Here is a 24,724-nt window from a genome sequence, read left to right on the forward strand (position 1 = left end):
GCCGGATCGTCGTCCGCTCCTTTATTCAAACCATTTTTTCACGATTTGATCGTATTGTCCGCTGTCCTTCACTTTTTTCAAAGCCGCGTTGACTGCATTTTTGAACTCTGCGTTTTCTTTACGGATGCCGTAGCCGTAATACTCTTCCGTCAACGTGTCCGGCAGCACTTTCGTCGTTCCTTTTTCTTTCGTGTACGTTTTCGCCGCCGGCAATCCCGTTACGACCGCATCGACTTTCCCCGTCTCCAGTTCCAGAAACATCTCGGTATTTTTCTCGACTTTCACGAGCTGAACATCCTTGACGTTATCCTCCAAAAACTTGACCGACTTCGTGCCGATCTGCACGGAAACTTTCTTGCCTTTCAAGTCCTGCAGCCCTTTGATCGATTCGTTGTCTTTTTTCACCATGATGGACAATCCGCCGGGAAAGTACGTGTCCGAGAAATCGATCGTTTGCTTGCGTTCGTCCGTAATATACATCGCGGAGGCGATAATATCGAATTTCTTCGCCTGCAGCCCGGGAACGAGACCTTTGAATTCCGTGTCGACAAAGTCCACCTTATCGGCTCCAAGCTCTTTGGCTACCGTTTGAATGAGATCCACGTCGAATCCATCGAACTTGTCTCCGCTTTTATACTCGAACGGTTTGAAGGTGGCGTCCAAGCCGACGGCGAGCGTTTTGGAGCCGGCGATTTTTTGCAGCACGTCATCCTTGCTTGCGCTGGCGCCTGCATTCGACGGGTTCGTTTGACCTGTGGAGCCGCTTGTATCAGCTTTACTTCCACATGCCGCCGTCAAAAGGAACAGCATCGTAACGGCTACCATCACAAACGATTGTTTCATCCTGCGTTTCATATGAATTCCTCCCTGGATTAAATGACTGGTTCTAGCGGATGGCTATTTTCGGTAAAACACGCGATTTTTCTGATACATTTCCTCAATGCTGCCGAGCATATCCCTTGTCTGGTCGAGCTGGACCCGACCGATCATATCGAGCAAAATATTCAAAATGCAGAAGCTGGACGTATACGAGTCGAACAGCGTGGTAAAAGCGGTAATGACGATCGGCGTCACAATCTCGCAATCGCATATCCCTTCCACCTGCAGCGTATAGCTGTCCGTGACCGACAAATATTGAAACTTCTCCTGCTTCATGTACTGAATGACCTCGATCATCTCGCGCGGATACCGCGGAAATATAAAGGGCAGCACCAGCGTCGTTTCGCGATCCAGGTGATGAAGCATGTCGTAAGCTTCACTGCCGCCGCTTGTACAGACGCGGATATCGGGATGGATTTTTCTTAGAAAAAAGGAGAAATAGCTTGCGAGCGGGGCGCCCGTGCGAAAGCCGATAATAAAAATCGTTTTGTGGCTTGCGATCCGTTCGGCCGCGCGAATCAATTTTTCCTCCGACGTGTACTCCATCAATTTATTGAGGTTGTCGATTTCCTGACCGATCAATAACTCGATGTTCGATTTCGTCTTGCCGGAAATATGGTACCGCTCCACCCCCGTCACTTCATTGCGGATAATGTCCTGAACGACTTTCAAAAAATGCGAGAAGCCTTGAAATCCGAGACTGTTCGTTACAAACCGGGTCACCGCCGGCTGGCTGACACCTACCTGCTCGGCGATTTCCGATGCCGTCATGAAAGCGATCGATTTGTAGTGCACAAGAATGTACTCGGCAATTTTACGGTTATTCGGCGTACACGCGTCAGAAAGTATGACATTGTTAAGCATTTCTTTGAGCTGTTCTGCGGACAATGTAGGCGTCTGTATCAAAAAATTCATCACCACCCCGTATAAAATAATTCATTCAACCAGTTAATGAATATGATTATACAGTATACGTCAGTAATATGTCTAGTAATCTAACATTAATTTTCGATAAATCCACAATTTTAATAGGCGTTTCGATTTTTAATGTTATATTATATTACATTTATTTAAATAAAAATGTTTTATCGACCTTTTTTATCCAGTGTCGCAAACGCAAAAAAAGCACCCTATCCGTTATTGGATGGGTACTTGTCATTCTTTATGACGTGTGTTGCTAGCCGGATATAGATTTTACAATGTCGTCCATTACTTTTTGTCCGGCAATGACGCCGTTGTACAGCCAGCTGCTTTTTGAATCCATCTCATATACATGACCGGCTCGTACGGCCGGTATGTTGCGCCATAACGGATCTTCCAGGTTGCCGGCTTGCCCTTTATCGCTATTCACAAGGAAAATATAGTCGGCATCCAGCTCCGCAAGCTTCTCGAGCGAGATCGGCGTCCAGTTCGCTTTCGCCTCCGGCAGCACGGAGAGAATATTCGGCGGCTTCAGACCGAGATCGCCATAGACGACAGCCCCGCTCGCCACTTTTCCGTTTACCACGTAGAAGTTCTTTTTGCTGAGCCAAAGTATCGCAACCTTTTTGTCGCCGATGGATGGCTTCAGCCTTTCCTTCGTTTCGGCCGCCTTCTGATCGTATTGCTGCAAAGCTTTACCAGCGACGTCCGTTTTGTTCAGCAGCTCCGCCATTTTATTCAGCGTTTTCCGATAGTCGTTGATCGTCTCGCTGCCGAGCACATAGGTCGGCGCGATCTTCGAATATTGCTCGTAAAGTCCTTTCTCCACAGCCGATTCCTGCCCGATAATGAGCAAATCGGGATTAAAGCTTAATACAACTTCCGGTGGCAGCGTAGAAGGGATCGCGGGCACACCCTCCAGCTCGCTGCGCAAATAGTCCTGCACGTTGCCTTCCTTGACGGACCATTGCGCCACCGGCTTGATACCGAGAACGAGCAGCGGGTCCTCCAAATAGGAGGCGATAACGCGCTGAGGATTCACCGGCAACTTCACTTCATGTCCCATGCTGTCTTTCACCGTTTGCCCGACGGGCGAGCTTTGCTTATTCCCGCAGGCCGACAGCATAATAATGACGCACACGGCAATAAAACAAAAACAACGGGACACCGTTTTTTTATACATATCCATCATGGAAATCCAATCCTCCGGGTGGGCATAATCGTATGAAGCCGGTCAGCTACAGCTCCATCAGCTGCTTCACAATTTCGCGGTTCCGCTGCTTGAAAATTTCGTTATGCGAAGAAACCATTCCGATTTTGTTAGCATCCGGTTCGATGTGTTGCTTTGCTTTATTCACGGCGTTAGCCGCATCCTGGAACGCTCCGGCAATCAGGTTCAGCTTCCCGTCATGACGCAAAATATCTCCGGCGGCGTACAGGCCGGGGATCGAGGATTCGCTGCACGCATTGCCCGCTATATAATAGTTGTCGGCAATTTCAATATTCAGATCGCTGTTGTTCAGCAGCGCCGCATCGCGTTCGTAACCGTGATTAATAATAACTTCATCGATCTCAACATATGTAATCTCCCCGGTTTCATGATTGGTGAGCTGCACCCGTTCGATCGTTTCATGATCGGCGCCGGCGATCAATTTCGTAATCGACGTATTAAAATGGCAAACGACCGAGCTGTTCATGAGCTGCCGGACTTGCGCTTCATGACCCGTCAGAGCGTCTTTGCGATACGTCAAATATACTTGTTTGGCGATCGGTTCCAGTTCATTGGCCCAGTCGATAGCGGAATTGCCTCCGCCGGAAATGACGACCGTCTTTTGTTTGAACCGTTTGAGCGACTTGACGATATAGTTCAAATTCGTCACTTCGAATCGTTCCGCGCCTTCGATCTCCAGCTTTTGCGGGTTCAGGATTCCGCCGCCGACGGCAACGATGACGGTTCTGGACCAATGCTCGCGACCGGAGGCGGCGCGCAATACAAAGTATCCTTCTTTACTGCGTGAGATCGATTGTATTTTTTCATTCAGCGCGACATCCGGGTTAAACGTCAGCCCTTGCTGCACGAGCTGTTCGATAAGCTTCGCGCCTGACGTCAAGGTCAGCCCGCCAACGTCCCAAATCATTTTTTCCGGGTAGACATGCACTTTTCCGCCTAACCGGGGCTGGAACTCGATCAGCTTCGTTTTCATTTCCCTAAGCCCGCTATAGAAGGCGGAATACAGCCCGGCCGGGCCTCCTCCAATGATCGTGACGTCGAATAACTCTTGGTTCATCTCGGTTTTCTCCTTCACTCCTAATTGATAATGATTATCATTATTAGTAACTATACCTTCTTTTCATTATTTTTACAACAATCGATTGACAACGGAAAAAATCCGCATTATCTTAAATGATATCGAGAATGATTATCATTATCATATTGTAGTTGCCCCATCTTAGGTTTATGTATCAACATTCCACTTTTCAGAGGTAAAACGAATGAATAAAATGCTGCTTTCTATTGCCGTTGCTCTTATCTTTCTGCCCAGCGCTTGCGCAAGTCCGGCGCGACAGCCGGGCACTTCAGCTCCGGTGCAGCAGAGCGGACCGGACACCATTACGTATCCATCGGAACATGGACCGATCCAAGTACCCGCTCATCCGAAACGTGTCGTCGCCCTATCGTTCGCAGGCAATCTGATGGCGCTCGGCATCAATCTCGTCGGCGTCGATACATGGTCGAAGATGAATCCGCGTTTTGAAAAAACGCTAAGCTCCGTACAGGAAGTATCGGACGAAAGCTTGGAGAAAATCGCCGCCCTGGAGCCGGACTTGATCATCGGTATGTCCACGATAAAAAACGCCGATAAATTAAACTTGATCGCTCCCACCGTGACATATACGTACGGCAGCGTGGATTACTTGACCCAGCAGCTGGAGATCGGCAAGCTCGTCAATAAAGAGAAAGAAGCGCAAGCCTGGATCGACGATTTCAAAAAGCGCGCGCAGCAAGCCGGAAAAGACATCAAAGCAAAAATCGGCGAGAACGCCACCGTCTCCGTCTTTGAAAGCTCTGATAAGCAAATCTATGTATTCGGCGATAATTGGGGACGGGGGACCGAAATTCTTTACCGGGAAATGAAATTGAGCATGCCGGATAAAGTGAAAGAGACGGCGCTGAAACCCGGTTACTACGCGCTGTCGCTGGAAGTGCTTCCGGCGTTCGCCGGCGATTACGTCATATTCAGCAAAAATAAAGATGCTGACAACGCATTCCAGCAAACGGAGCTGTACAAAGGCATCCCGGCCGTCAAAAACAACCGCGTCTTCGAAGTCAACGCCAAAGAGTTTTATTTCAACGATCCGCTGACGCTTGATTATCAGTTAGATTTCTTTATCAAAAGTTTTCTCGGCCGATAATACAAGCGTCATGCGGCCGCCCGCTCCCATAGGCGGTGCCGGCAATCGGCAGCCCCACATGATGATGTTCAAAGACGCCTACATAACCGCTATCCAAGCGGGGATGAAAGCGTCTTTTCGCATGCAGCTTCATGACAGCATACCGGGGAAAGCAGCCGAAAGCGAGTTTTCTTATGGGCATTGGGCAGCTTCTGCTCTGCTCAAGATAGCGCGCGCACCGTTCAGACGGTCGTTTCCGTATCGCTCGCGCTCACTTTCGCGACGTTCGATACCGTAAACTGCCTCGCTTCGCCCCAGCCATGGCCGCAGCCGCCGGTCTCGACCTTACCCGATATGCAGACTTCAACCTCGTAAGTTTCGCACTCCGCACCGTCTTCGCTCCGCCAAAAGCTCAGCCGCACGACGGCCGATGTATCGTCTTTTCTCCGCAGCACGGCTTGTTTCTTGTACTTAATCCAGTCCCAGCCTTCACGAAGGAATATTTCCCGCTCCGCCACCTGCTCGAACGTCCCGATGCGGCCCCAACCGCGATAGTTCCGGGCAATATGCTCGAAGCCGCCTTTGCGGAGAAGCAGCGCATCCAGAAGACCGGGGGTGATTTGCGCCCAATAGCGGCACTCGGGAAAATCGATCATCGTAGGCGCATGACGGTGTCCGCCGAAATGGCTCGTGCGCCATACGCGCAAGCTGCCCCCGGAATGAAGCGCGTAGCGGTCGTCGATCTCCTTATAGATGAAATACCCGAATTTACCGCAGCACACATCATGGCTGCCGTGGGTGCAAACGAACAAATCCCTGGACTCCCGATCCGTGACAAGACAAGCTTCGAACGGGGATAGATCCCCGTCTTCTTGCAGCAAAGCTCCCGTAAGTGCGTTCAGTTCCTCCCTGTGCACCTGTCGAAATGGATGAATAACGGCAAAAAGGAGCTTGCCCTTGCATGTCAGGCTAAGCTCCCGGTACGGTCGGGTGAAACGGCCGATTCCCCGCCCGTCTACCGCACGACCGCCACTTCCTTTTCAACGGCTGTATTGTCGTTCGAAGCAAGATCGGCTGCAGCCGCCCCTACCAGCTCGAACGGTAAGCACAGCGGAACCCCGGTCCGCGGGTCGGGAACGATGTCCACTTCGATGCCGAACACTTGACGAAGGACCTCTTTCGTTACTACCTGCTCCGGTGCGCCTTCGCTTACCACTTGGCCCTTCTGAATCGCTACCATGTGTTGGGCATAACGGGTTGCATGATTCAGGTCGTGCACAACCATAATGATCGTTCGGTTCTCTTCCCGGTTCAGCTTCTGCAGCAGCTTCAGCACTTCAAGCTGATGGGCCATATCGAGAAACGTCGTCGGTTCGTCAAGAAACAAGATGTCCGTCTGCTGCGCCAAAGCCATCGCAATCCACGCCCGCTGCCGTTGTCCCCCGGACAACTGATCGACCGGGCGATCGGCAAATTCGGACATGCCCGTCATCTCTACGGCCCAATGGATCACATCTTTATCTTCTTTGGTCAAGGAGCCGAATCCTTTCTGATGCGGGAATCGGCCGTAAGAGACGAGCTCGCTGACCGTCAACCCGTCCGGAGCGGTAGGATTTTGCGGCAAAATCGCAAGCTGCCGGGCGACCTCCTTGGTCGTTTGCTGATGAATCGATTTGCCGTCCAGCAGCACTTGGCCGCCCTTCGGCTTCATGATGCGCGCCATCGATTTGAGAATCGTCGATTTGCCCGAGCCGTTGGAGCCGACCAGCGCCGTAATTTTGCCGGTAGGTATCGACAAGTTCAATCCTTTGACGATCACACGGTCTTCGTAAGCGACGTCCAGCTGCTGTGTATACAAACGGATCATCGTTCGTTCCTCCTTTATTTGCATTACGCTTTGGATTTGGCGAGCAGGTATAAGAAATACGGCGCCCCGATCACCGCTACGACAATGCCGGTCGGGATTTCGCTCGGCTGAAGCATCGTGCGGCCAATCGTATCGGCGATGATCAGCAGCAGCCCCCCGGCCAGCGCGGAAGCCGGGAGCAGAAATTGATGCTTCGGGCCGATCAGCTGTCTGGCCAGATGCGGGCCGATCAAACCGACGAAGCCGATGCCTCCGCCGACGGCGACGCAGGAGGCGGCCAGCGCGACCGCGGAAGCGAGCAGCGTCAGGCGCTCGCGCTCCAGCCGAACCCCCAAGCCGGCGGCGGCTTGATCGCCCAAATTGAGCACATTGAGCACATTTGCTTTATAGATTACGTAAGGGATGAGAACGATTATCCACGGCAGCAGCGCCAGAACGAACTTCCAATTGGTGCCCCAGATGCTTCCGGCCAGCCATATGGCAACGAATTGATAGTTTTGGGGTTCAAGCCTGATCGTCAGGACGATCATTGCCGCACCGATCCCCGCTGCTACGGCGATGCCGACCAGGATAAGACGGGTCGGAGAAATGCCGATCCCTCTTTTATACGAGAGCGCATAAATAAGAGCAGCGATCAGTCCCGCGCCGACAAGCGCAAGCACCGGCAGCATAAATGCGGGAGCCGCCGTTTTCACCGGGTAAAATGAAATAAACAGTACGACGGCAAGGCCCGCTCCGGAATTAATGCCGAGTATCCCCGGGTCGGCGAGCGGATTGCGCGACAATCCTTGTAATATTGCGCCGGATAGCGCAAGACCGCAACCGACGAGAACGGATATCACGATTCTCGGCAGCCGGAACTCGAACAATATAAGCTTCTGCTTATCGGTTCCTCCGCCGAATAAAGTGGAGAACACCTCCAACGGAGACAACCGGGTGAACCCCGTATTCATACTGACCACAAATACGGCCAAAATCAACACGACGAACGCGGATAGTACCGCATAGGCCCGAATGGCACGTGCTTTGTGCAGGTCTTGGAGCGGCTGCATCGCTACAATCCCCTCCTTTCCCTGCGCGCCAGGTATAAGAAGAACGGCACGCCGATCAATGCGATCAAGGCGCCGATCGGCGTCTCGAACGGCGGGTGAATCATGCGCGCCCCCATATCGGCGAGCACCATCAGCAGCCCGCCCAGCACGGCCGAGCACGGAATGATCCAGCGGTAGTCGACGCCGACAAGCGCGCGGGACACGTGAGGGATCACCAGGCCGATGAATCCGATGGAACCGACGGCCGAGACGGATGCGCCGGCCATAATGAGCGTCAACAGCGCCCCGGCCAGCTTCACGATGCCCGTTCTTTGACCGAGACCGGCGGCGATCTCATCGCCCAAGCTTAATACCGTGATCGAGCGGGAAAGCAGCAATGCGCCGATAACGCCTATCGCGATCCACGGCCACATAATGTTGACTTGCATCCATTTGGTGCCGGATACGCCTCCCGCATACCAGAAAGCAAGATCCTGCGAAATTTTAAAATAAATCGCAACGCCTTCACTTAAAGCGACCAGCAGCGCGCTGACCGCAGCGCCTGCGAGCGCAAGCCGCACCGGGGTAAGCCCGCCTTTGGCTACCGATCCGATGCCGTAAACGAGACCCGTGCCGATCGCCGCCCCGAGAAACGAGAACAGGATCAGCCGGGAAAACGGCAGCTGTGGAAAAAAAGCAAAGCACAAGGCCAGCACAAACCCGGCTCCGGCATTGATGCCAAGCAGCCCCGGGTCGGCCAGCGGATTGCGCGTCATCCCCTGCATGATCGCGCCGGACACGGCGAAGCCGACGCCAACCATCGCTCCCGCCAACGCCCGGGGCAGGCGAAGCTCCCAAATAATCTGGTGCTGCGTCAGATCCGGGTTAAAGCGGTACAGCGCCTCCCATACCGTCTGAAGACGAATATCCGCCGCTCCGACCGATATGGAAGCCGCCAGCCCCAGTGCAAGCGCCGCAAGCCCCCCGATCAGGATAATGACGGCGACAATGGGTCGGGTTCGCAGTTCGGAACGATGCGATGAAGACGCTTCGGTAGTTGTGTTCATTGCCGTTCTCCCTCTTCCATCTTATTTCGTCAGACGGTTCACTATGAAATCCAACTGATTATCCAGCGCGATCGGGTCGTTAAAATAAAACGACTGTACGCTGTACTCATGCACGCGCCCCGCCTTCACGGCGGGCAAATTGTTCCATACCGCGAGAGAGGTTACCTCCGCTTTGCGCTTCTCGGCTTCAGCGTCGGCTCCCCCGACTGCCGCATCGCGTACGCCGAGGAACAGCTGATCGGCTTGCCCGAGATAGTCGGGTATCGCCTCCAGCGAGATTTTGGCCCAGCCTTGCGGAAAAGCGTCCTGCTCCACTTTGGCCGGAGCGCGCAGGCCGAGCCCGTTATAAATAATGTCGCCTCCCCTGCCGTACGATTTCCCGTAAATGAACAATTCCTTCGGGGTAATCTCGACGATGGCGACTTTCGCATCCGGCTTCACGCTTTGCAATAACTGCTTCTTCTTCTCCTGCATCTTCTGATCGAACCGGTTAAGCCATTGATTCGCCTCATTTTGCTTGTTCAAAGCTTTGCCGATTTCGAGCAACCGATCCCGGTAGTTATATTTGCCGTACGGGATCAGGACGGTGGGGGCGATTTGCGACAGCTTCTCATACGCATCTTCCTGATACGTAATAATGACGTCGGGAGTAAGGCTCAAAATTTTCTCGTAAGAGATACCCGACGTGTCTCCGACGGTTTCGGTGCCGTTTAACAAGCTTTGATGATAAGGCGTCTGAAACACCCATCCTGCAGCACCCACCGGTTTTATGCCCAAAGCCAGCACGTCACCTACATAGTCTTGAACCGCTACGACGACTCGCTGCGGATTCGCCGGAAGCTGAATAGGCCCTTTCGCCCCTTCATATGTAATGACCTCATTTTTCTTGACTTCGCTCGTCGCTTGATTCGAGCTGCAAGCAGCAAGAATGCAAAGCATGCACGCAATGCATAATGCGATGCAAAAGGTCGAGCGTTTTTGAAACGGCAGCATAGGCTCCTCCATCTTGGGTATGAATTAAGTGTAATTGATAATGATTATCATAATCAATAAAAAACCTAGCACGTTGGCCAGTATATGTCAAGCGGCCTGTGCTCGGATCCGGCGTCTACAGATGTGATCATGTCCGGAGGCTACGTTCGGGTTTGCGCTGTAACGCCGAAGCCCGGAGTTTATTTCGTGGGCTTGGCATGTGCTAATGTCTCATATCCGGTACCGTTATCGGCAACTGTGTCGATGTCCGGAGTCCGGGTACGATTATCGCCGTAGATGCAAGATGATCGGGTCCGTGTTGTTTGCGCATTTCGTCTTTACGTATCCGAGTGCTGTCAACCGAGGCACCCGCCGTTTCTCCCCAAATGGTGTTTTTTGGGTAGACAAAAAGCGCGGAAGCCGACTATAATAATCGATAATGAAAATCATTATCATTTAAATGCAAGAAGGCATCGTTCAACGAGCTTGAGAAAAACGAGTTTTGGAAGCAGCTGCGCACCGTCAAAGCGGACAAAGTGACGCTCTCGGAAAAACCCATCGAATGGAGCGCTTCCCACCCGCCAGGCCGTAATTTACAATTGACGAGCTGTCCAAAATATGGAATCATAGATGGTTTATATAGATCGGATACTCTATAAACGCTGCCAATAAGGATGTGATGATCCTTGCTTCGCCGATTTTTCAGTTATTATAAGCCGTACAAAGGACTGTTCCTGCTCGACTTCTCCTGCGCCGTGATCGCCGCGCTGCTGGAGCTCGGATTTCCTCTTGCCGTCAATCGGGTTGTGGACGATCTGCTGCCCAGCCGCAACTGGACGTTCATCCTGTGGGCGTGCGCAGGATTGCTGGCGATTTATGCAATGAATACCTTCCTGAATTTTGTCGTGACCTACTGGGGGCATATGCTCGGCATTAACATCGAAACGGACATGCGCAAGAAGCTGTTCGACCATGTGCAGAAGCTGTCGTTCCGTTTCTTCGATAATCAGAAAACAGGCCACCTCCTCTCCCGAATGACGAGCGATTTGATGGAGATCGGGGAAGTGGCGCACCACGGTCCCGAAGATTTGTTCATCGCCTGCATGACGCTGGTCGGCGCCTTCGCACTCATGCTCGGGATCAATTGGAAGCTGGCGCTGATTACGTTCGCGGTTGTGCCTTTCCTGATCTTTTTTGCCGCATTCTTCAATAGCCGTATGTCGCAAGCATTCCGCCGCATGTTCTCGGATATCGCCGATTTCAATGCGCGGGTGGAAGACAATGTGGGCGGTATCCGCGTTGTTCAGGCTTTCGCGAACGAGGAGCATGAAAAATCGTTGTTTGCGGTCAATAACGGACGGTTCCGCTTGACGAAGCTGCTCGCTTACAAAATCATGGCGTGGAATACGTCCGTCAGCTATATGCTGATGCGGCTCGTCACGCTGTTCGTGCTTATTTGCGGAACGTGGTTCGTGCTGAATGAAAACATGTCGTACGGGGAATTTATCGGATTCGTCCTGCTGACCAACGTATTCCTCGGGCCGATTCAGAAAATCAACACCGTCATCGAGAGCTACCCGAAAGGCGCGGCCGGCTTCAAGCGCTATACGGAGCTGCTCGATCTGGCGCCGGATATAACCGATGCTCCGGACGCGGTCGACGCCGGTACGCTGCGTGGAGAAATTCGCTACAGCGCCGTGTCCTTCGGATACGGCGATCAGCCGAATGTGCTGAACCGGATCGATCTTTCCATTCGCGCAGGAGAAACGATTGCCTTTGTCGGACCATCCGGCGCCGGCAAGACGACGCTTTGTTCCCTGCTTCCGCGCTTCTACGAAGTGCAGTCAGGCCGGATTACGATTGACGGCATCGACATTCGCGATATGAAGCTTTCCTCGCTGCGCCGACAGATCGGCATCGTCCAGCAGGACGTATTCTTGTTTGGGGGCACCATCCGCGAGAACATCGCCTACGGCAAGCTGGAAGCATCGGAAGTGGACATTTGGGAAGCCGCGCACCGGGCAATGCTGGACCAATTCATTCAATCGCAGCCGGAAGGACTGGATACGGTCATCGGAGAACGAGGCGTCAAGCTGTCCGGCGGGCAGAAACAGCGTCTGGCTATCGCCCGCATGTTCTTAAAAAATCCTCCGATCCTGATCCTGGACGAAGCCACATCGGCGCTCGATACGGAAACCGAACTGGCGATTCAGCAGTCGCTCGCCGAGCTTTCGAAAGGACGCACTACGCTCATTATCGCCCACAGGCTCGCTACGATTAAGCATGCGGACCGCATTATCGTCGTCACCGAGCAGGGCGTCGTCGAAGACGGCACGCATACGGAGCTTGTGACCGCGGGAGGCGCTTATTCCCGCCTGCACCAAGCCCAATTCGGATCCTATTAAGAACAGCAGGACTGTCCTTACATAGCCATCATGGCTAACAAAGGACAGCCTTCCTCGTGTCTGCATGCAAAAAACCGCCCAGCCGATGAACATCAAACATTTGCTCGGCTGAGCGGTCGTTTATGGTAGCCGTTTTTTTACCAAATCATCAGTCTTTAACGCATACTCTTTTCCAGAATCCGGTATCCGACATCTGGAACTCCCAATGTCCGCCGGGGCAGCTGGCACCGCTTAAAGCCGTTTCAAACAGGATTGGTTCGTGCGTGATGATTTTCGGTGACGTATACGTCTTCTTCTTTTGCTCCATAGCCGTTCATTCTCCCTTCTACTGATTTCCTGTAAAGATGCCTCGGATAAAATCCATCAGATTGAACTTTTCTTTATTCCCGGCGCCGTCGGTGCTGTAATATTCCACGGTTTGCGTCGTTGCCGCCTGAATATCGAATGCTCCCGTATACGGGCTCCACGCCGATCCGTTAATGCGGTACACGGTTCCCGTTACGGTAGACGCGTTATCGCTTGGCGTCAGCGTCACCTTGAATCCGGAAATATACGTTTTGCCCGACGGGCTGACGGAGCTCAGCGGAGCCAGATTGTATCTTGTCACCGGTGCGGTTTTATCCAGCTTTAAGGTAACGGATTTAACGGCTTCGCTGTTGCCGGCATGGTCTTTACTGAAATATTCAACGTTGTAGCTGCCGTCCGCCGTCAGGACCACAGGAACGGTATAATCGTTCCACGTCCCGCCGTTCATGCGATATTGTATTTTGTCCACGCCCGAACCGGACACATTGTCAACTGCACTGAACGTCACGGTAATATTGCTGGTATACCAGCCGTTTGTGCCGTTCGGTGCGGCAGGATTGGCCGTCAACGTGGAAACAGGCGCTACCGTATCCGGCGGCTCGGCAATCGTGAACTTGACTTGCTTCGCGAGTTCATTGCCGGCATGATCGACAACCAGGAAGTCGACGGTATGAGCTCCCGGCGCGCTTACAGGGAAAGAACCGCTTGTGCCTGCGCTTTGCTGTGCTCCGGCATCCAGACGGTAAGTTACGCTGCGGACGCCCGCTTCATTGTCCGATGCGCTGTATTGAACCGTAACCGGTGCCGTGTATGTCGCTCCCTCGGTCACGCCGTTCACTTGAAGGGTTGGCGCCACTCTGTCGGTAGGCGTCAATCCGACGTGCAGATCCGTTACCGGCGGCGGTACAGTAACTACGCGGCTCGTAGCGGACTGGAATCCGGGGCGGCTGACAAGGACACGATATTGTCCGGCCGCTACATCCCACGCATAGCGCCCGTCTTGCCCCGTCGTCTGCGGATTCGTGATCGGATCCAATCGGCCGGGATACGCTTCCTCGCTCATGTTCACCCATGCGCCAAGCTCCGGATCGTTGTATTGCAGAACGACGGTCGCTCCCGGCAGCGGCCAAACTGTTTGATCTCCGCGCTCCGCATTGTATACGATGCCGCTCGGATCGATCAAGACGATTTCGAAATGCTGCGTTACATCAGGACGATCGGGATAATGCGGCGTAATTTCAATCGTCAAAGGCGTTTCCCACAGCCCCACCTGGCTTGGGGTAAACGTCAGCGTCCAATCGATGCCGTTCGTCGTATGCATTTCCGCCTGATAGCGGTCGCCGGTCGCATCGATCGCAACGAGCGTAACGCTGGACGCTTGCGGATTGTTGAAGGATGCGTTGACGGTTAACGGAGACGTTCTTCCGGCGATCGGCGTACCGTCATTTTGATTGCCGCGGTCTCCACCCAGCGAAACATTAGGAGGAACGACCGGCGCTAACGCTTCAATTTGGTAAGTGGCCGTGGCAAACGGGTCTGCCGCACCGTCCCGATACGCGTTCACCGTCAGTTGATGTATCCCTTCCGCAGTAGGCTTCACTCTCCAGGTCGTTTGAGCATTCGCGCCTACCGCAAGGTTGCCGACCGTGTGAACCGCATCGCCGTCCACAAGCGTTAACCCGGAGCTGGGAACTAGCTTAACCGTGACATTATTCAGGGTACTTCCCAGATTGTTATTCAGGTAAGCGATCAAATTGAGCGGAGAAGCAGACCATTCCGGATACGACAGACGCTGCCGGCCGCTCAGTACGAGTGTCTGATTGCCGCCTACACCCGGTCTCCCGTAGTACGTCGTAATCGTCTTCGTTTCTCCCGGCGCCAACGTTTCCGGGTTCCACCACATGCCGACAGCGCTATCGCCAGTCTGGCGGTTCGGTGTGATCGTGTAATCCCATTGCGTCGCCTGAATGGAGTTCCAGTTCGCAATCGTAAACCGGTCGGGTGGGGTGGCCCCATTGCCCCTCATCGTGTATTGGCTGCTAATGTCCGGGTTGTTAAAATTGTTGAACGCTTGCCAGAAGGCAGGTACTTGATCGTTCAAATAATTTTTTTCCGTATTCACCGATTCGATGCCGCCGCTTGCCGCCGGTACCCGGAAAGGCGCCGAGTCGTTGCCGTTCACCATCGTATCGATCATCATGCGCAATCCGACGTTGTGATTTTGCGTGCCGGTATTGGTCATCGTATAGCGAATTTTGACCGCGTCGGGGATTCCGGTCGCCGGGTTGATCCCCGTTTGCAGCGCCTGTTTTACGGAGATATCGCCAAATTTCCATATCGCTTCGTTCGTCGAATCATCCACATTATGCGGTGCCGATGTAAAAGCGCCGTCCTGGCCGAAAACCCGGTCTGCCCCATCCACCTTTACGGTAGTAAACGACGTATTGGGCGCTGAAGGCCAATTGTAAATAATATTGTACCAACGATCTGCCGCCGACAAATCCTTGATCCCCATATTAAACCTTCCGCTCGAGCCGATGAGAGCCTGGATATGCTCGTTTGCAATCTGGCCGTTCGGAAGTGCCAGAGCCGCAATGGAATTATGAATAGGCGGAAATGGCGTTTCTTTGGGTTGCGGCTTTTCCGGTTCCGCCAACGCAACGAATGGAAACAATGAAAATAAACTCATTAAAAATACTAAACCGACCGAAATACATTTTCCGGTTATTTGCCTGTACCGACTCACAAATGTTCCTCCCAAGATCGCATAATTGCTGCCTTCACTCGCTGCCCACTCCTTGCTTCGTGCCTTGACGTTCACCCCCAGCCTGACGATCCTTCGCTTCGTCATCACGGACCGCAGACAGGAGATCGCGTCATCGCGGCTGCTGATCAAATATTTGTTTCCGACATCCGTTCCGTATTACAAGCTTGTAATCATAATCCGGGCCTACGACTGATTGAGTCTGGCAATTGTTTATCGAATTGTCTACGAGTACAAATGGTTGTTCATTACTATGACCATTTACCATTCAGCAATCCGGAAGTCGTTAGTAACACCCCCTACCTTTGTAAACTTTTTTGATAAACAGGAAACACGAAACGAATTGTATCAATATTGTATTAATAGCACAATACATGTATACATAATGTATCATTAAGATTAAGTCAAGTTTTAATCAAAGGCGATGCAGTCCCCTGTCCGCAGCAGCCCTCCTTCCATCGAAGAGCATGCCGCCGCCCCAGGGACGCATCGCCTTTATTCATTGCAATGATTGTTCCATCCTTCCATTCGCCGTTTCACCCATATCGCTTGTTGACGTATCTGCCCTACGGAGCCGGATAGACGCCGTGCCGCCGCGGGCATCTTTGGCGTGAAACTTCAGCTTGACGGTCGGACGTAGCTGAATCGTTTCGATGCGAGGGTCGGCTTCGATGACGTCTCGCGCTTCCAAGCCGACGTCCAGCACAATCGCGCCATCGTTCTCATGCGTTGGATCGCTTACGGCGATGTCGATCGTAAGGGCATCCGCCTTCAGCATGACGGCGGCTTTCCCCGTGCAAGTGATGCAGCCGGCTGTCGCCGTGCCGTCCGTCCAAAAGTTCGCTCCGACGATTCCAGACGGCCCGTGGGAGACTGCGTGAACCGCCGAGCTTTGCTCGACGATCTTCACTTGCGGACGGCGCGCATAGCTTTCCGTCTCCGCCGCGCTTTTGCCGGGCAGCAGCACGTAAGCGTAACGCGCCTGGCTCGGGGCGAAACCATGGTTCAGCCAAAGCGTTAAGTAATGTCTTGCAAGCTCGGTACGCGGCCCGCCGCCAATGTCGCTCCAGCGGCCGGTCCTCCGTTCACGCCTCGCCTGAAGCGCTGCCGCTTCCGGGAAATAATACCCGATTCCGGCTCCGGGCGCGTTGCCCTCCAGGTGCATCCACTCGGCTTCCAGCTCGCCTGACCAGCCCAAGGAGCCCGGCATCAGCCGGCCGTTTACAACGAAACGGTTCGCGCCCTCCGCCTCCAGCTTGCGGTTTTCCACAATCGTCTCGACCTGCACCGGCTCCTCCGTCGATATATCCGTGCCGAGCGCCACCACTTCGTCGTCAAACAAAAACCAGGATTTTCGCGCACGCAGCGGCGCACACCCGCCATCCGCCGGATAATCTTCAAGCATCATGCCCGCCGTGCCGTAACGGCCGAGCAGCTCCACGCCTCCCGTCCAGCTTTCGCTGCTGAGGAAGCGATGGCCGAACCCGTCTTCCCTGCGCTTGTTCGTCACCGTGGTGCCTGCCAACCTGTATAGATCAACGGTCGGCCAGTAACCGTCCGAATATTGCACGAGGTCGCCGTCATACAGCGAAGTATGCCCATGAGCAGTATACCAGCCGTGCAAATGCTCCCCGTTGATCGATTCGTACGTCGACACCCGCTTTGAATACATGCTGATGCCGAAAGCAAATCCCGGACGGCGATGAACCGCTCTGGCCATATTGGCGAGCATGTTGTACTCCGCCCGCTCTTCCTGCGGCGCGATGCGCTCGTCACGCAGCAGCTCCGACGCAAGTCCGATCAAGTAAAGCGAGGCGTGGCGCTTGAACGGCTTGGCGGTATCGGCCATCATCCAAGCCTTCGCCATTCCCTTCAGTGTGTCCGCATGCGGCTGCGGCGCAAAGGCGGACAACGCGAGCACCGCGCCGATGACGGTAAGTCCCGACTCGTGGTTTTGCGTTCCATCCCGCGAAACTTCGCGTCCGCTCACCATATCCAGAAGCGACCCGCGAAACATCATTGGCTCGAACGCATCGTACACCCAATCGTAAATCCTCTGCTTGTTCGGGTCTCTCACTTCGTACGCAGTGCCTTCGAGCAGGTGCAATAGCGGTACCAACTCAGACAGCAGCGATTTGCCGTAACCTCCCGTATACGGGTGGGAATCATGCTGAATGAATGAGCCATCCGTATAAAATCCGTCCCCTTCGGTTACATATTCGAAGAGCGGACTTAAGGCATCGCGAACTTGGAGAAGCATCGGCTCGTCATCCAGCAAAATTGACCGGATCGCAATCACTTTGCAGATCCATACCCGATTCGCCCCGGTGGATACTTTGGCAGGCCAGCGGGAAACGAGATACAGCGCCGGGTCGGGCGCGAACCGGTCGACCGCGTCCATGTAAGCGGCGATTTGCCGCTTGGACAAGTGTTCATGCATCAGCAGTACCGTGTCGGTTAAAGCCAGCGGCGCCCCGATCTCCCAATGCCACCAGTTGCTGTAAGTCTGAACGCTCCGGTTATACCGGTTCGCGAGCATCCAGTCGAGCCCTTCCTTAATGTCCCGTTCCAATAGCGCGCTGCCTTCCAAAGAAGACCCCGCCGTCTTGAAAGCGATTGCCATTTGATACAGCCTGTTGTAATTCGTCGTCAGTGCTCCTGAATCCGTGACGCTTGCCGCGTCGCTCCAAAGATACGTTCGGTTCTTCCCCGTATCCATGCTTTCCCAGCAGTCCCGCGCTTGATCGGTCAACTGCATGATCCGGCTTGCCACATCCGGATCGCCGGGATCCGTACCCCCGCCGCCGGTTAGCAACAACGCCCATCTGGACCGCAACGGTTCCATAGCAACTCCTTTTCTGCCGGCAGTCAGGCTGTCGTCTTGCTCTAGCGATGTTTTTTTGTGTGCGGCCGGCACCTTGCCTTATTGGGTTAAAGCTTCTTCAAACGATTGCCTGTATGCCTTGGGCGATTTGCTGTGCTTTTGCTTGAAAACCCGCTCAAAATGCGTCAGCGTCTGGAACCCCGATGCAAAACAAATTTCGGTCACGGGCAATACCGACGCGCGCAGTAAGGAGCTGGCAAACGAAATGCGCAGCTCTTGCAAATAATGCTGGAATGAAATGCCCGCCGTTTTTTTGAAGCACGCGCTAAAATAATTGGGCGCCATCTGGGCTTCCCGCGCAGCGTCCTCCAGCTTAAGCTCCTCGCGAAAATGATGCTGCATATAAATAAGCGCTCTGCGAATAGACGCGGCATGCTGCGTTATATCGCGCTCCCGTTCTTTCGGGGCAGCGCTCGATTTGCGGAACATTTCCACCAGTATCCGCTCAAGCGACCCTTTCACCACAATGGGATAACCGGTCGTGCGAACGCCCATTTCCGCCTCGATCCGTCGAAACTCCTGCACAACCGATACGTCGTTCTCCTTGTCGAACTGCACGGAATAAGCGGTTTGACCGGCAAATAAAAGGGATCGCAGCTCGCCGGTCAACAGTTCCTCGGAAAACACGATATTGTACAGCTCCATGGGTACGTGACCAACCGAATAAATTTCGTGAAAATCGGCCGGGGTCAGCAAAAACAAGCTGCCCTCCCGCAGCGATACCGGCAAACCGTTAATCACATTCGTACCGTTTCCTTTTAAGATATAGCAAAGCTCGTAAAATTCATGCCAATGCACATCAAAATGCGAATCGATCACCTGCGAATACATTTGCAGCGGGAAGGTTGATCCGACGTAGCGGTCATTCAGCAGTCTTATAGGCTCCTTCTTCTTCACCGCTCCACCCCCCGATCCGCAGAATGCATATTGTAACCATACTGGCAAGCACCAAAACGCTGAAACCGGCGCTAACGCCTCTCTACCGTAACAGGCATTCTCGTTTCCCGGCCTTTATCCTCCGGGTCTTGCCGCTGTTTCTTCTATTATACATTGGCGTATGCATTGCCTGCCAAATCTTTTCCCCGCGCCAGCCATACCTTGAAATTTTTATTTTTGTCCGGGTACACCTCGATATCCGTCGAAAAATACCGCATCGTGTAGCCGCACCGCCGATATGGGCTTGTGTTCGGTTCCGCGCCATGGATAATCCGCGAATCGTGCAGCGAGCATTCGCCCCGCTCCAGCTCAAAATATACCGCCTTCGTTTCGTCCACCTTCTTAACCTGGGAGCCGAATAAGTTGTTGGACCGGTCTACCGGCTCATACTCCGAGAAGCCGTTCGTATGGGTTCCGGGAATGACCCGCATGCAGCCGTTTTGCTTATTGCTCGGATCAATCGCCAGCCAAACCGTAACGATATTATGGAAGCTGCTGACCCTTCCCTTCCAATACGACGAATCCTCATGCCAGGGCGTCGCCCGGCCGACGTACGGGTCCTTGCATATAAAATGGCTGGACCACAGCCCGATGTTTGGACCCACGATCGGCTCGACCAGATCCAACACTTCCCCGCTCAATAAATAATCCAGCAGCCGTTCTTCGCGAAAATGAGGCGTATCCAGCTCATCCGAAAGCTTTTTCCCTTTTTGCGCAAGCTGCTCCTCGAACAATTCCGTCAGCCCTTGCAGCTTTTCCGGCGAAAACAAAGGTTTGTTATACAGCAAATATCCATGCTCCTTGTAAAAGGCAACTTCCTCTTGCGTCAGTTTGCTCATACGGCCGCAGGCCTCCTCGTAGCTTCCTCATCTCTCCTTCATTGTGTCACAAGCGCGAATTCGGTTCTTCGCATATTCAAAGAAGAAGTATGCATATTTTACGAATGATGCTATATTCATCTTGTCTACAACAGGAAAGGAGGATTCCATCCTTGCTCGAATGGCTGGATTCATCCATAAGTCTTAACTCGCTTATCTGGCTGTACCTTGCGGCATTTATGCTCCATGATTTTGAAGAAATCATTCGCATCGAACCTTGGTTTCGCAAAAATGTTGATGTCGTTTACGGCAAAGTGCCCGCCGCATTTCGACCGACCGTACAGACTTTTTCCCAGGTGACAACCTCCCAGTTCGCCATTGCGGTATGTCTCGAATTCATTATCTTTCTCCCGGTAACTTTCATGGCGGCCGAACGTCATTCGTACTTGTTGTTTCTCGGTTTTAATGCCGTCATGCTGCTGCACGTGTTTATGCATCTGGGTCAAGCATGGATTGTGAATAAGCTTGTGCCCGGCGTCATCACCGCCGTAGCGATTACGCTTCCCTACTCGCTGTATTTGTTCTCGCGATTGCTGAGGGAAGGTATCATCGACTGGCACGATATATGGATCAGTCTTCCTTACGGATTCTTATTGCTCCCCATCGTATGGCTCGGACATTTGCTTGGAGAGAAGCTTATGCCGCGTCCGGCTAAGAAATAACGCCATGACAGGGAACTAACGATTCGCTGTACCTCATAGAAAAGAACTCTCCATACTCGGAGAGTTCTTCTATTTAATATCTGCCTACCGAGCGGCTAGAAGCTACGAGCCGCTTCGCGCGCTCGCTCCATCGCCTCTTCTTTTATCGCTAACGCTTGATCCGGAGCCGCAGCCATCCCTTCCGCAAAGATGGCTTCGAAACTGGTAATTCCGAGGAAATCCATAATCACCTTCAGGTGGCGATGGCCCATTTCCATGTCTTCAGAAGTTGAGCCTTGAGACAATACGCTTCCGCTCGCTTGAATGTGAACGGCTTTTTTATCGCTGAGCAAGCCGGTTCGACCTTTCCCTGGAATATATTTGAAAGTTTTGCCGGCTATGCAGATGGAGTCAATATATGCTTTCATTACGGGAGGATACGAATAATTCCATATCGGATTGACAAATACATATTTGTCAGCGGCCGCAAACTGATCTACCAGTTCGTCGAGGCGACGTACTTTCGCTTTCTCGGTATCGGTCAACTGCTCGATGGAGGCGCCGGCACCAAGTTTGCCCCAAGCGCTAAAAACATCGGCGTCCAGTTGCGGAATATCCATTTCGTACAGATCAAGATGAATCACTTCATCCCCTGGATTTGCGGAGCGGTAAGCTTGTACAAATTGTTTTCCTACTGCCATGCTATAAGAATGTTCGTGATCGTGCGGGTGTGCGGTAATATATAATACGGTTGCCATACGGATCATACCTGCCTCGTAGTGACGTTGAGGCGATTCCAGAGGTTGGCGGTAGCGATGCCTGTGATCAGCGTAGCCAACGCCTGCTCGTCATAATGCCGCGCCGCTTCGTTATAGATCTCGTCCGGCACCGGATCGGTTCGGTCACTCATCCGGGTAGCCGCCTCGCAGAGTGCCAAGGCAGCACGTTCGGCGTCGGTGAAGTGCGGCGTTTCACGCCATGCCGACACGGCCAAAAGCCGGTCTGCCGTTTCACCCGCAGCCAAGGCATTGCGCGAATGAAGTTCAACGCACACACGGTCTCCATTGATTTGGCTGGCCCGAAGATAGGCAAGGAAGAGCGTACGGCTTGGAATGCCGGTTTTTTCTGCAGACGCGAACAGGGCTTTGCCTAAAGCTTGCAACGCTTGCGTCGCTTCCGGTACGATCGAAACCGGGCTATTCATTCTCTTTTGCACGAGAAAAACACTCCTTCATAATTGTGATTGGAGCCTGGGATTCGGCCCTACACTACGATGACGGAACGAAGCTCTGGAGTGTGACATGCTGGCAAAAAGGATGGGAACCATGATCGAATGCTTGGCTTTTTGTCACATTGGACCAATTCCGTTCGTCAGTATTTATGAAGACTAATTATATTATGAAGAAGGAATGTGGAGAATGAGCGGACATACATGGTCGGCGGAGCAGTTTGAAGCGCACCGAAGTCACCTGCAGGCAGTAGCTTATCGCATGCTTGGTTCATTGAGCGAGGCGGAGGATGCGGTACAGGAGTGCTGGCTGCGCTTCAGCCGTTCGGATACGAGGGAAGTCGAGAATCTGGGGGGATGGCTAACGACCGTTGTCTCGCGGATATGCCTCGATATGCTGCGGTCGCGAAAATCGAGGCGCGAGGAATCGATAGAAACGCACTTGCCCGATATGTTCGTCAGCCATGAGGATAGGTTCGATCCCGAACAAGAAGCTCTGCTGGCCGATTCTGTCGGCCTCGCGCTGCTCGTCGTGCTTGACCATCTGAATCCTGCCGAACGGATCACGTTCGTGCTGCACGATATATTCGCTATCCCTTTCACCGAGATTGCCCCGATTGTGGGAAAATCCGAGACGGCAGCCAGACAATTGGCGAGTCGTGCGCGCCGCCGGGTGCAAGGGGCGGCAGCGGCGTCCGATACCGACCTTGCTCGCCAACGGGAATTGGTCGACGCCTTTCTTGCCGCGGCGCACGCCGGAGATTTTGATGCGCTGGTCGCGGCGCTTGATCCGGATGTTGTGCTTCGAGACGATCGCCGAACCGCGGCTTCGCAAGTAACTCGCGGCGCAAACGCGCTGGCCAAGCAGATTGCCGGGCGCGCAAACGCTGCGCAATCCGCCCTCGTGAACGGATCGGCAGGAGTCATCGTAGCTCCACGCGGAAGGCTGCTTTACGTACTCCAATTTACGATGAAAAACGACAAAATCGCCGAGGTCGACTTGATTTCCGACCCGGCGCGCATACGCCGGCTCGATCTTGCCGTATTCGGGGACTGAGCCCCCTCGAAGCATGGGTCGTTCCTGCTGCTGAATCGAATGTTACTTGTTCGCCTCAACCGAGTAATGGATTCGATCCTCGGGAACTTTCAATGGGATGATCAGTTCATGCTCGACGCTTCCATCCTTGGCACTGTGAATGAACAGGATTAGCATCATGTTGGGCTGCGAAGCTTGCTCATAATTGACGTCGAAGCGGAAACGTCCCCAAGCCGGGGCGCCTTTGTCTGCCCTCTCGTGCCCTTCGGCTAAAATGGCATGCCCGTCCTCCAGCGTCCAGCTAAAAGCGGCTTCGAATACCCGTGCTTCGCCTTCGACTGTGAAAGCAGGACCGGCTTTCGTCCCGGGGATAGGCGAAAATATACGGAAGGCATCATTTTCCGCAACCGGTGTCCGGATGATTTGACCGGAGCGGGCGTCAACCTGTATCGTCATAGGTTGTTCGGCGGCTTCGTGTTGGACGAGTTCTATTTTCCAAACCCCCTTATCGGCATCTAGCAAGGCCGATTTGACGGCTTTAGCGGCGGTTGGCTTCGTTTGCGATTGCATTGCCTGCTGCACGGCTTTCGTTTGACCGATCATGCCCGTTGGTACTGCCTGCGTATCATCATGCATGACGATTTTAGCGGCAACGGTTTGAGCAGGATACGATTCTGCGACTTTTCCCGTATGCCAAGCCTCCACTTCTGCGCCGATCGCCATGTTCTCGGGCTGAATCTTTTGGCCGCCCGTACTCAGCAACTCGGTCTGCTCATTCACCGTAAACCAAAACGCGTCGATAGAAGAGGTGCCATTTTTATTCACATATGCTGTAATTAACCAGCGGTTTCCGTCCTTTAGTACGATGTTCCCTTTGTCAAGAGCCTTGACTGCCGTTGTTTTTTGGCTTGGGGTTTGATTTGCCGCGGAGTCCGTTGAACGGCTTCCCGGTTGGCATGATGCCGTGAGCATCATACTGCAAAGCATAGCGAGAATAAGAAACGCTTTTCGATGTCTCAAGCTTCTCAACTCCTTTGACAGGGAAGACGCAGGATGAGCTTGAAATGTTTCAAAATTGATTAATACTATATAACTCCTGATCCGTCTGTAATAGGCAAGATAACGGTTTAGGAGACAGCGAAGACTGGATCTCTTTACCCTACTGCCGCTGACTCGGTTGATTCGGAAATGGGTGAAGTCCGCTACCGCAAGCTTGTGGACCCTCATACAAAGGCAAGATGCACATCCGGGGCAGCTGATGGTTCTCCATATTAAAGCCTGAATCAATTAGACCGTACGATCGGGTTACTAATGTAACCAAAACTGTCTTTTCCCTTCAATTCAACGTAAGCTACCCCTTCGCTAAACGGCCCTGCCCGATCAAAAATGGGTTCAAATAACCAATTACCATCCGCATCGATATATGTCCAGCCTAAATCGGCCCTCACTGCGGCCAATCCTTCTAGCAACACTGATTAGCTTTTTCATAGCATCTTTCCCCTTAGCCTAAAATACA

The 24,724-nt window shown here is 53.1% G+C and carries 24 protein-coding genes; 5 read left to right on the top strand and 19 right to left on the bottom strand.

Going from position 1 to position 24,724, the window contains the following annotated elements; translation table 11 throughout:
- Positions 1-21: 21 nt before the first annotated feature.
- From ACFQI7_RS08195 to ACFQI7_RS08210, 4 genes are all read right to left on the bottom strand, one after another.
- Positions 22-855, bottom strand: coding sequence for a transporter substrate-binding domain-containing protein (locus tag ACFQI7_RS08195; RefSeq protein WP_218098796.1), 834 nt, complete (start codon positions 853-855; stop codon positions 22-24).
- Positions 856-897: 42 nt separating this feature from the next.
- Entirely contained in the window at positions 898-1,794 is an 897-nt protein-coding gene (locus tag ACFQI7_RS08200; RefSeq protein WP_218098797.1) for a MurR/RpiR family transcriptional regulator, read from the bottom strand.
- A gap of 262 nt (positions 1,795-2,056) precedes the next feature.
- A complete protein-coding gene (locus ACFQI7_RS08205) occupies positions 2,057-2,992 on the bottom strand; it encodes an ABC transporter substrate-binding protein (RefSeq protein ID WP_230414900.1) in 936 nt (311 codons plus the stop codon).
- A 46-nt stretch (positions 2,993-3,038) separates the two neighbouring features.
- The gene (locus tag ACFQI7_RS08210; RefSeq protein WP_218098798.1) at positions 3,039-4,088 is read right to left on the bottom strand and encodes an NAD(P)/FAD-dependent oxidoreductase; all 1,050 of its coding nucleotides are present in this window, start codon (positions 4,086-4,088) and stop codon (positions 3,039-3,041) included.
- 205 nt (positions 4,089-4,293) lie between these two features.
- Between ACFQI7_RS08210 and ACFQI7_RS08215 the strand changes: the two genes are divergently transcribed.
- The gene (locus ACFQI7_RS08215) at positions 4,294-5,214 is read left to right on the top strand and encodes an iron-hydroxamate ABC transporter substrate-binding protein (protein WP_218098799.1); all 921 of its coding nucleotides are present in this window, start codon (positions 4,294-4,296) and stop codon (positions 5,212-5,214) included.
- Here ACFQI7_RS08215 and ACFQI7_RS08220 read toward each other — a convergent pair.
- From ACFQI7_RS08220 to ACFQI7_RS08245, 6 genes are read right to left on the bottom strand one after another with little or no spacing between them, the layout of a single operon-like run.
- Positions 5,192-5,395, bottom strand: a complete 204-nt coding sequence (locus tag ACFQI7_RS08220; RefSeq protein WP_218098800.1) for a hypothetical protein — start codon at positions 5,393-5,395, stop codon at positions 5,192-5,194. The genes ACFQI7_RS08215 and ACFQI7_RS08220 overlap by 23 nt on opposite strands.
- Positions 5,396-5,435: 40 nt before the next feature.
- Complete coding sequence (locus ACFQI7_RS08225; protein ID WP_329958229.1) at positions 5,436-6,197, bottom strand: sucrase ferredoxin; 762 nt, start codon at positions 6,195-6,197, stop codon at positions 5,436-5,438.
- A gap of 11 nt (positions 6,198-6,208) precedes the next feature.
- Positions 6,209-7,060: an ABC transporter ATP-binding protein gene (locus ACFQI7_RS08230; protein ID WP_218098802.1), complete on the bottom strand. Its 852-nt coding sequence runs from the start codon at positions 7,058-7,060 to the stop codon at positions 6,209-6,211.
- Positions 7,061-7,083: 23 nt separating this feature from the next.
- Entirely contained in the window at positions 7,084-8,112 is a 1,029-nt protein-coding gene (locus tag ACFQI7_RS08235) for a FecCD family ABC transporter permease (RefSeq protein ID WP_218098803.1), read from the bottom strand.
- A 2-nt stretch (positions 8,113-8,114) separates the two neighbouring features.
- Complete coding sequence (locus ACFQI7_RS08240) at positions 8,115-9,158, bottom strand: FecCD family ABC transporter permease (RefSeq protein ID WP_218098804.1); 1,044 nt, start codon at positions 9,156-9,158, stop codon at positions 8,115-8,117.
- Positions 9,159-9,179: 21 nt separating this feature from the next.
- Positions 9,180-10,151 (bottom strand): iron-hydroxamate ABC transporter substrate-binding protein, encoded by a 972-nt coding sequence (locus ACFQI7_RS08245; RefSeq protein ID WP_230414904.1) that lies wholly within the window; start codon positions 10,149-10,151, stop codon positions 9,180-9,182.
- A gap of 665 nt (positions 10,152-10,816) precedes the next feature.
- Here ACFQI7_RS08245 and ACFQI7_RS08250 point away from each other — a divergent pair.
- The gene (locus ACFQI7_RS08250) at positions 10,817-12,535 is read left to right on the top strand and encodes an ABC transporter ATP-binding protein (protein ID WP_218098805.1); all 1,719 of its coding nucleotides are present in this window, start codon (positions 10,817-10,819) and stop codon (positions 12,533-12,535) included.
- A 148-nt stretch (positions 12,536-12,683) separates the two neighbouring features.
- Here the strand turns inward: ACFQI7_RS08250 and ACFQI7_RS08255 are convergent, their stop codons facing one another.
- Both ACFQI7_RS08255 and ACFQI7_RS08260 read right to left on the bottom strand, forming a co-directional pair.
- Complete coding sequence (locus ACFQI7_RS08255) at positions 12,684-12,842, bottom strand: hypothetical protein (RefSeq protein ID WP_218098806.1); 159 nt, start codon at positions 12,840-12,842, stop codon at positions 12,684-12,686.
- 18 nt (positions 12,843-12,860) lie between these two features.
- On the bottom strand, positions 12,861-15,515 hold the full coding sequence (locus ACFQI7_RS08260; protein WP_218098807.1) for an OmpL47-type beta-barrel domain-containing protein: 2,655 nt from the start codon (positions 15,513-15,515) through the stop codon (positions 12,861-12,863).
- 97 nt (positions 15,516-15,612) lie between these two features.
- Between ACFQI7_RS08260 and ACFQI7_RS08265 the strand changes: the two genes are divergently transcribed.
- Positions 15,613-15,801, top strand: a complete 189-nt coding sequence (locus tag ACFQI7_RS08265) for a hypothetical protein (protein WP_218098808.1) — start codon at positions 15,613-15,615, stop codon at positions 15,799-15,801.
- A gap of 303 nt (positions 15,802-16,104) precedes the next feature.
- Here ACFQI7_RS08265 and ACFQI7_RS08270 read toward each other — a convergent pair whose 3' ends face one another.
- The 3 genes from ACFQI7_RS08270 to ACFQI7_RS08280 all read right to left on the bottom strand — a co-directional run bounded on the left by ACFQI7_RS08270 (position 16,105) and on the right by ACFQI7_RS08280 (position 20,264).
- Entirely contained in the window at positions 16,105-18,450 is a 2,346-nt protein-coding gene (locus tag ACFQI7_RS08270) for a polysaccharide lyase 8 family protein (protein WP_218098809.1), read from the bottom strand.
- Between the two features lie 78 nt (positions 18,451-18,528).
- A complete protein-coding gene (locus ACFQI7_RS08275; RefSeq protein WP_218098810.1) occupies positions 18,529-19,386 on the bottom strand; it encodes an AraC family transcriptional regulator in 858 nt (285 codons plus the stop codon).
- 146 nt (positions 19,387-19,532) lie between these two features.
- Positions 19,533-20,264: a phytanoyl-CoA dioxygenase family protein gene (locus tag ACFQI7_RS08280; RefSeq protein ID WP_218098811.1), complete on the bottom strand. Its 732-nt coding sequence runs from the start codon at positions 20,262-20,264 to the stop codon at positions 19,533-19,535.
- A gap of 152 nt (positions 20,265-20,416) precedes the next feature.
- Here ACFQI7_RS08280 and ACFQI7_RS08285 point away from each other — a divergent pair, with 152 nt between their 5' ends.
- On the top strand, positions 20,417-20,965 hold the full coding sequence (locus ACFQI7_RS08285) for an HXXEE domain-containing protein (protein WP_230414906.1): 549 nt from the start codon (positions 20,417-20,419) through the stop codon (positions 20,963-20,965).
- Positions 20,966-21,060: 95 nt separating this feature from the next.
- Here the strand turns inward: ACFQI7_RS08285 and ACFQI7_RS08290 are convergent, their stop codons facing one another.
- Complete coding sequence (locus ACFQI7_RS08290) at positions 21,061-21,702, bottom strand: NAD(P)H-dependent oxidoreductase (RefSeq protein ID WP_218099029.1); 642 nt, start codon at positions 21,700-21,702, stop codon at positions 21,061-21,063.
- Between the two features lie 5 nt (positions 21,703-21,707).
- Positions 21,708-22,160: a carboxymuconolactone decarboxylase family protein gene (locus ACFQI7_RS08295; protein WP_218098812.1), complete on the bottom strand. Its 453-nt coding sequence runs from the start codon at positions 22,158-22,160 to the stop codon at positions 21,708-21,710.
- Between the two features lie 202 nt (positions 22,161-22,362).
- On the opposite strand from ACFQI7_RS08295, the gene ACFQI7_RS08300 reads away from it, so the two are divergent.
- Positions 22,363-23,229 (top strand): sigma-70 family RNA polymerase sigma factor, encoded by an 867-nt coding sequence (locus tag ACFQI7_RS08300; protein ID WP_218098813.1) that lies wholly within the window; start codon positions 22,363-22,365, stop codon positions 23,227-23,229.
- A 42-nt stretch (positions 23,230-23,271) separates the two neighbouring features.
- Here the strand turns inward: ACFQI7_RS08300 and ACFQI7_RS08305 are convergent, their stop codons facing one another.
- Entirely contained in the window at positions 23,272-24,228 is a 957-nt protein-coding gene (locus ACFQI7_RS08305; RefSeq protein WP_218098814.1) for a Gmad2 immunoglobulin-like domain-containing protein, read from the bottom strand.
- 263 nt (positions 24,229-24,491) lie between these two features.
- Positions 24,492-24,680, bottom strand: a complete 189-nt coding sequence (locus ACFQI7_RS08310) for a WG repeat-containing protein (RefSeq protein WP_377516737.1) — start codon at positions 24,678-24,680, stop codon at positions 24,492-24,494.
- Positions 24,681-24,724 lie beyond the last annotated feature (44 nt).

Origin of the sequence: Paenibacillus allorhizosphaerae (assembly GCF_042659105.1) — a bacterium.
In the GTDB taxonomy this organism is placed as follows: domain Bacteria; phylum Bacillota; class Bacilli; order Paenibacillales; family NBRC-103111; genus Paenibacillus_G; species Paenibacillus_G allorhizosphaerae.

Excerpts from the sequence above, each read along its gene's own strand:
- ACFQI7_RS08195 (WP_218098796.1), bottom strand. The coding sequence starts at position 855 with ATGAAACGCAGGATGAAACAATCGTTTGTGATGGTAGCCGTTACGATG.
- ACFQI7_RS08200 (WP_218098797.1), bottom strand. The coding sequence starts at position 1,794 with ATGAATTTTTTGATACAGACGCCTACATTGTCCGCAGAACAGCTCAAA.
- ACFQI7_RS08205 (WP_230414900.1), bottom strand. The coding sequence starts at position 2,992 with ATGATGGATATGTATAAAAAAACGGTGTCCCGTTGTTTTTGTTTTATT.
- ACFQI7_RS08210 (WP_218098798.1), bottom strand. The coding sequence starts at position 4,088 with ATGAACCAAGAGTTATTCGACGTCACGATCATTGGAGGAGGCCCGGCC.
- ACFQI7_RS08215 (WP_218098799.1), top strand. The coding sequence starts at position 4,294 with ATGAATAAAATGCTGCTTTCTATTGCCGTTGCTCTTATCTTTCTGCCC.
- ACFQI7_RS08220 (WP_218098800.1), bottom strand. The coding sequence starts at position 5,395 with ATGCCCATAAGAAAACTCGCTTTCGGCTGCTTTCCCCGGTATGCTGTC.
- ACFQI7_RS08230 (WP_218098802.1), bottom strand. The coding sequence starts at position 7,060 with ATGATCCGTTTGTATACACAGCAGCTGGACGTCGCTTACGAAGACCGT.
- ACFQI7_RS08235 (WP_218098803.1), bottom strand. The coding sequence starts at position 8,112 with ATGCAGCCGCTCCAAGACCTGCACAAAGCACGTGCCATTCGGGCCTAT.
- ACFQI7_RS08240 (WP_218098804.1), bottom strand. The coding sequence starts at position 9,158 with ATGAACACAACTACCGAAGCGTCTTCATCGCATCGTTCCGAACTGCGA.
- ACFQI7_RS08245 (WP_230414904.1), bottom strand. The coding sequence starts at position 10,151 with ATGCTGCCGTTTCAAAAACGCTCGACCTTTTGCATCGCATTATGCATT.
- ACFQI7_RS08255 (WP_218098806.1), bottom strand. The coding sequence starts at position 12,842 with ATGGAGCAAAAGAAGAAGACGTATACGTCACCGAAAATCATCACGCAC.
- ACFQI7_RS08270 (WP_218098809.1), bottom strand. The coding sequence starts at position 18,450 with ATGGAACCGTTGCGGTCCAGATGGGCGTTGTTGCTAACCGGCGGCGGG.
- ACFQI7_RS08280 (WP_218098811.1), bottom strand. The coding sequence starts at position 20,264 with ATGAGCAAACTGACGCAAGAGGAAGTTGCCTTTTACAAGGAGCATGGA.
- ACFQI7_RS08290 (WP_218099029.1), bottom strand. The coding sequence starts at position 21,702 with ATGGCAACCGTATTATATATTACCGCACACCCGCACGATCACGAACAT.
- ACFQI7_RS08300 (WP_218098813.1), top strand. The coding sequence starts at position 22,363 with ATGAGCGGACATACATGGTCGGCGGAGCAGTTTGAAGCGCACCGAAGT.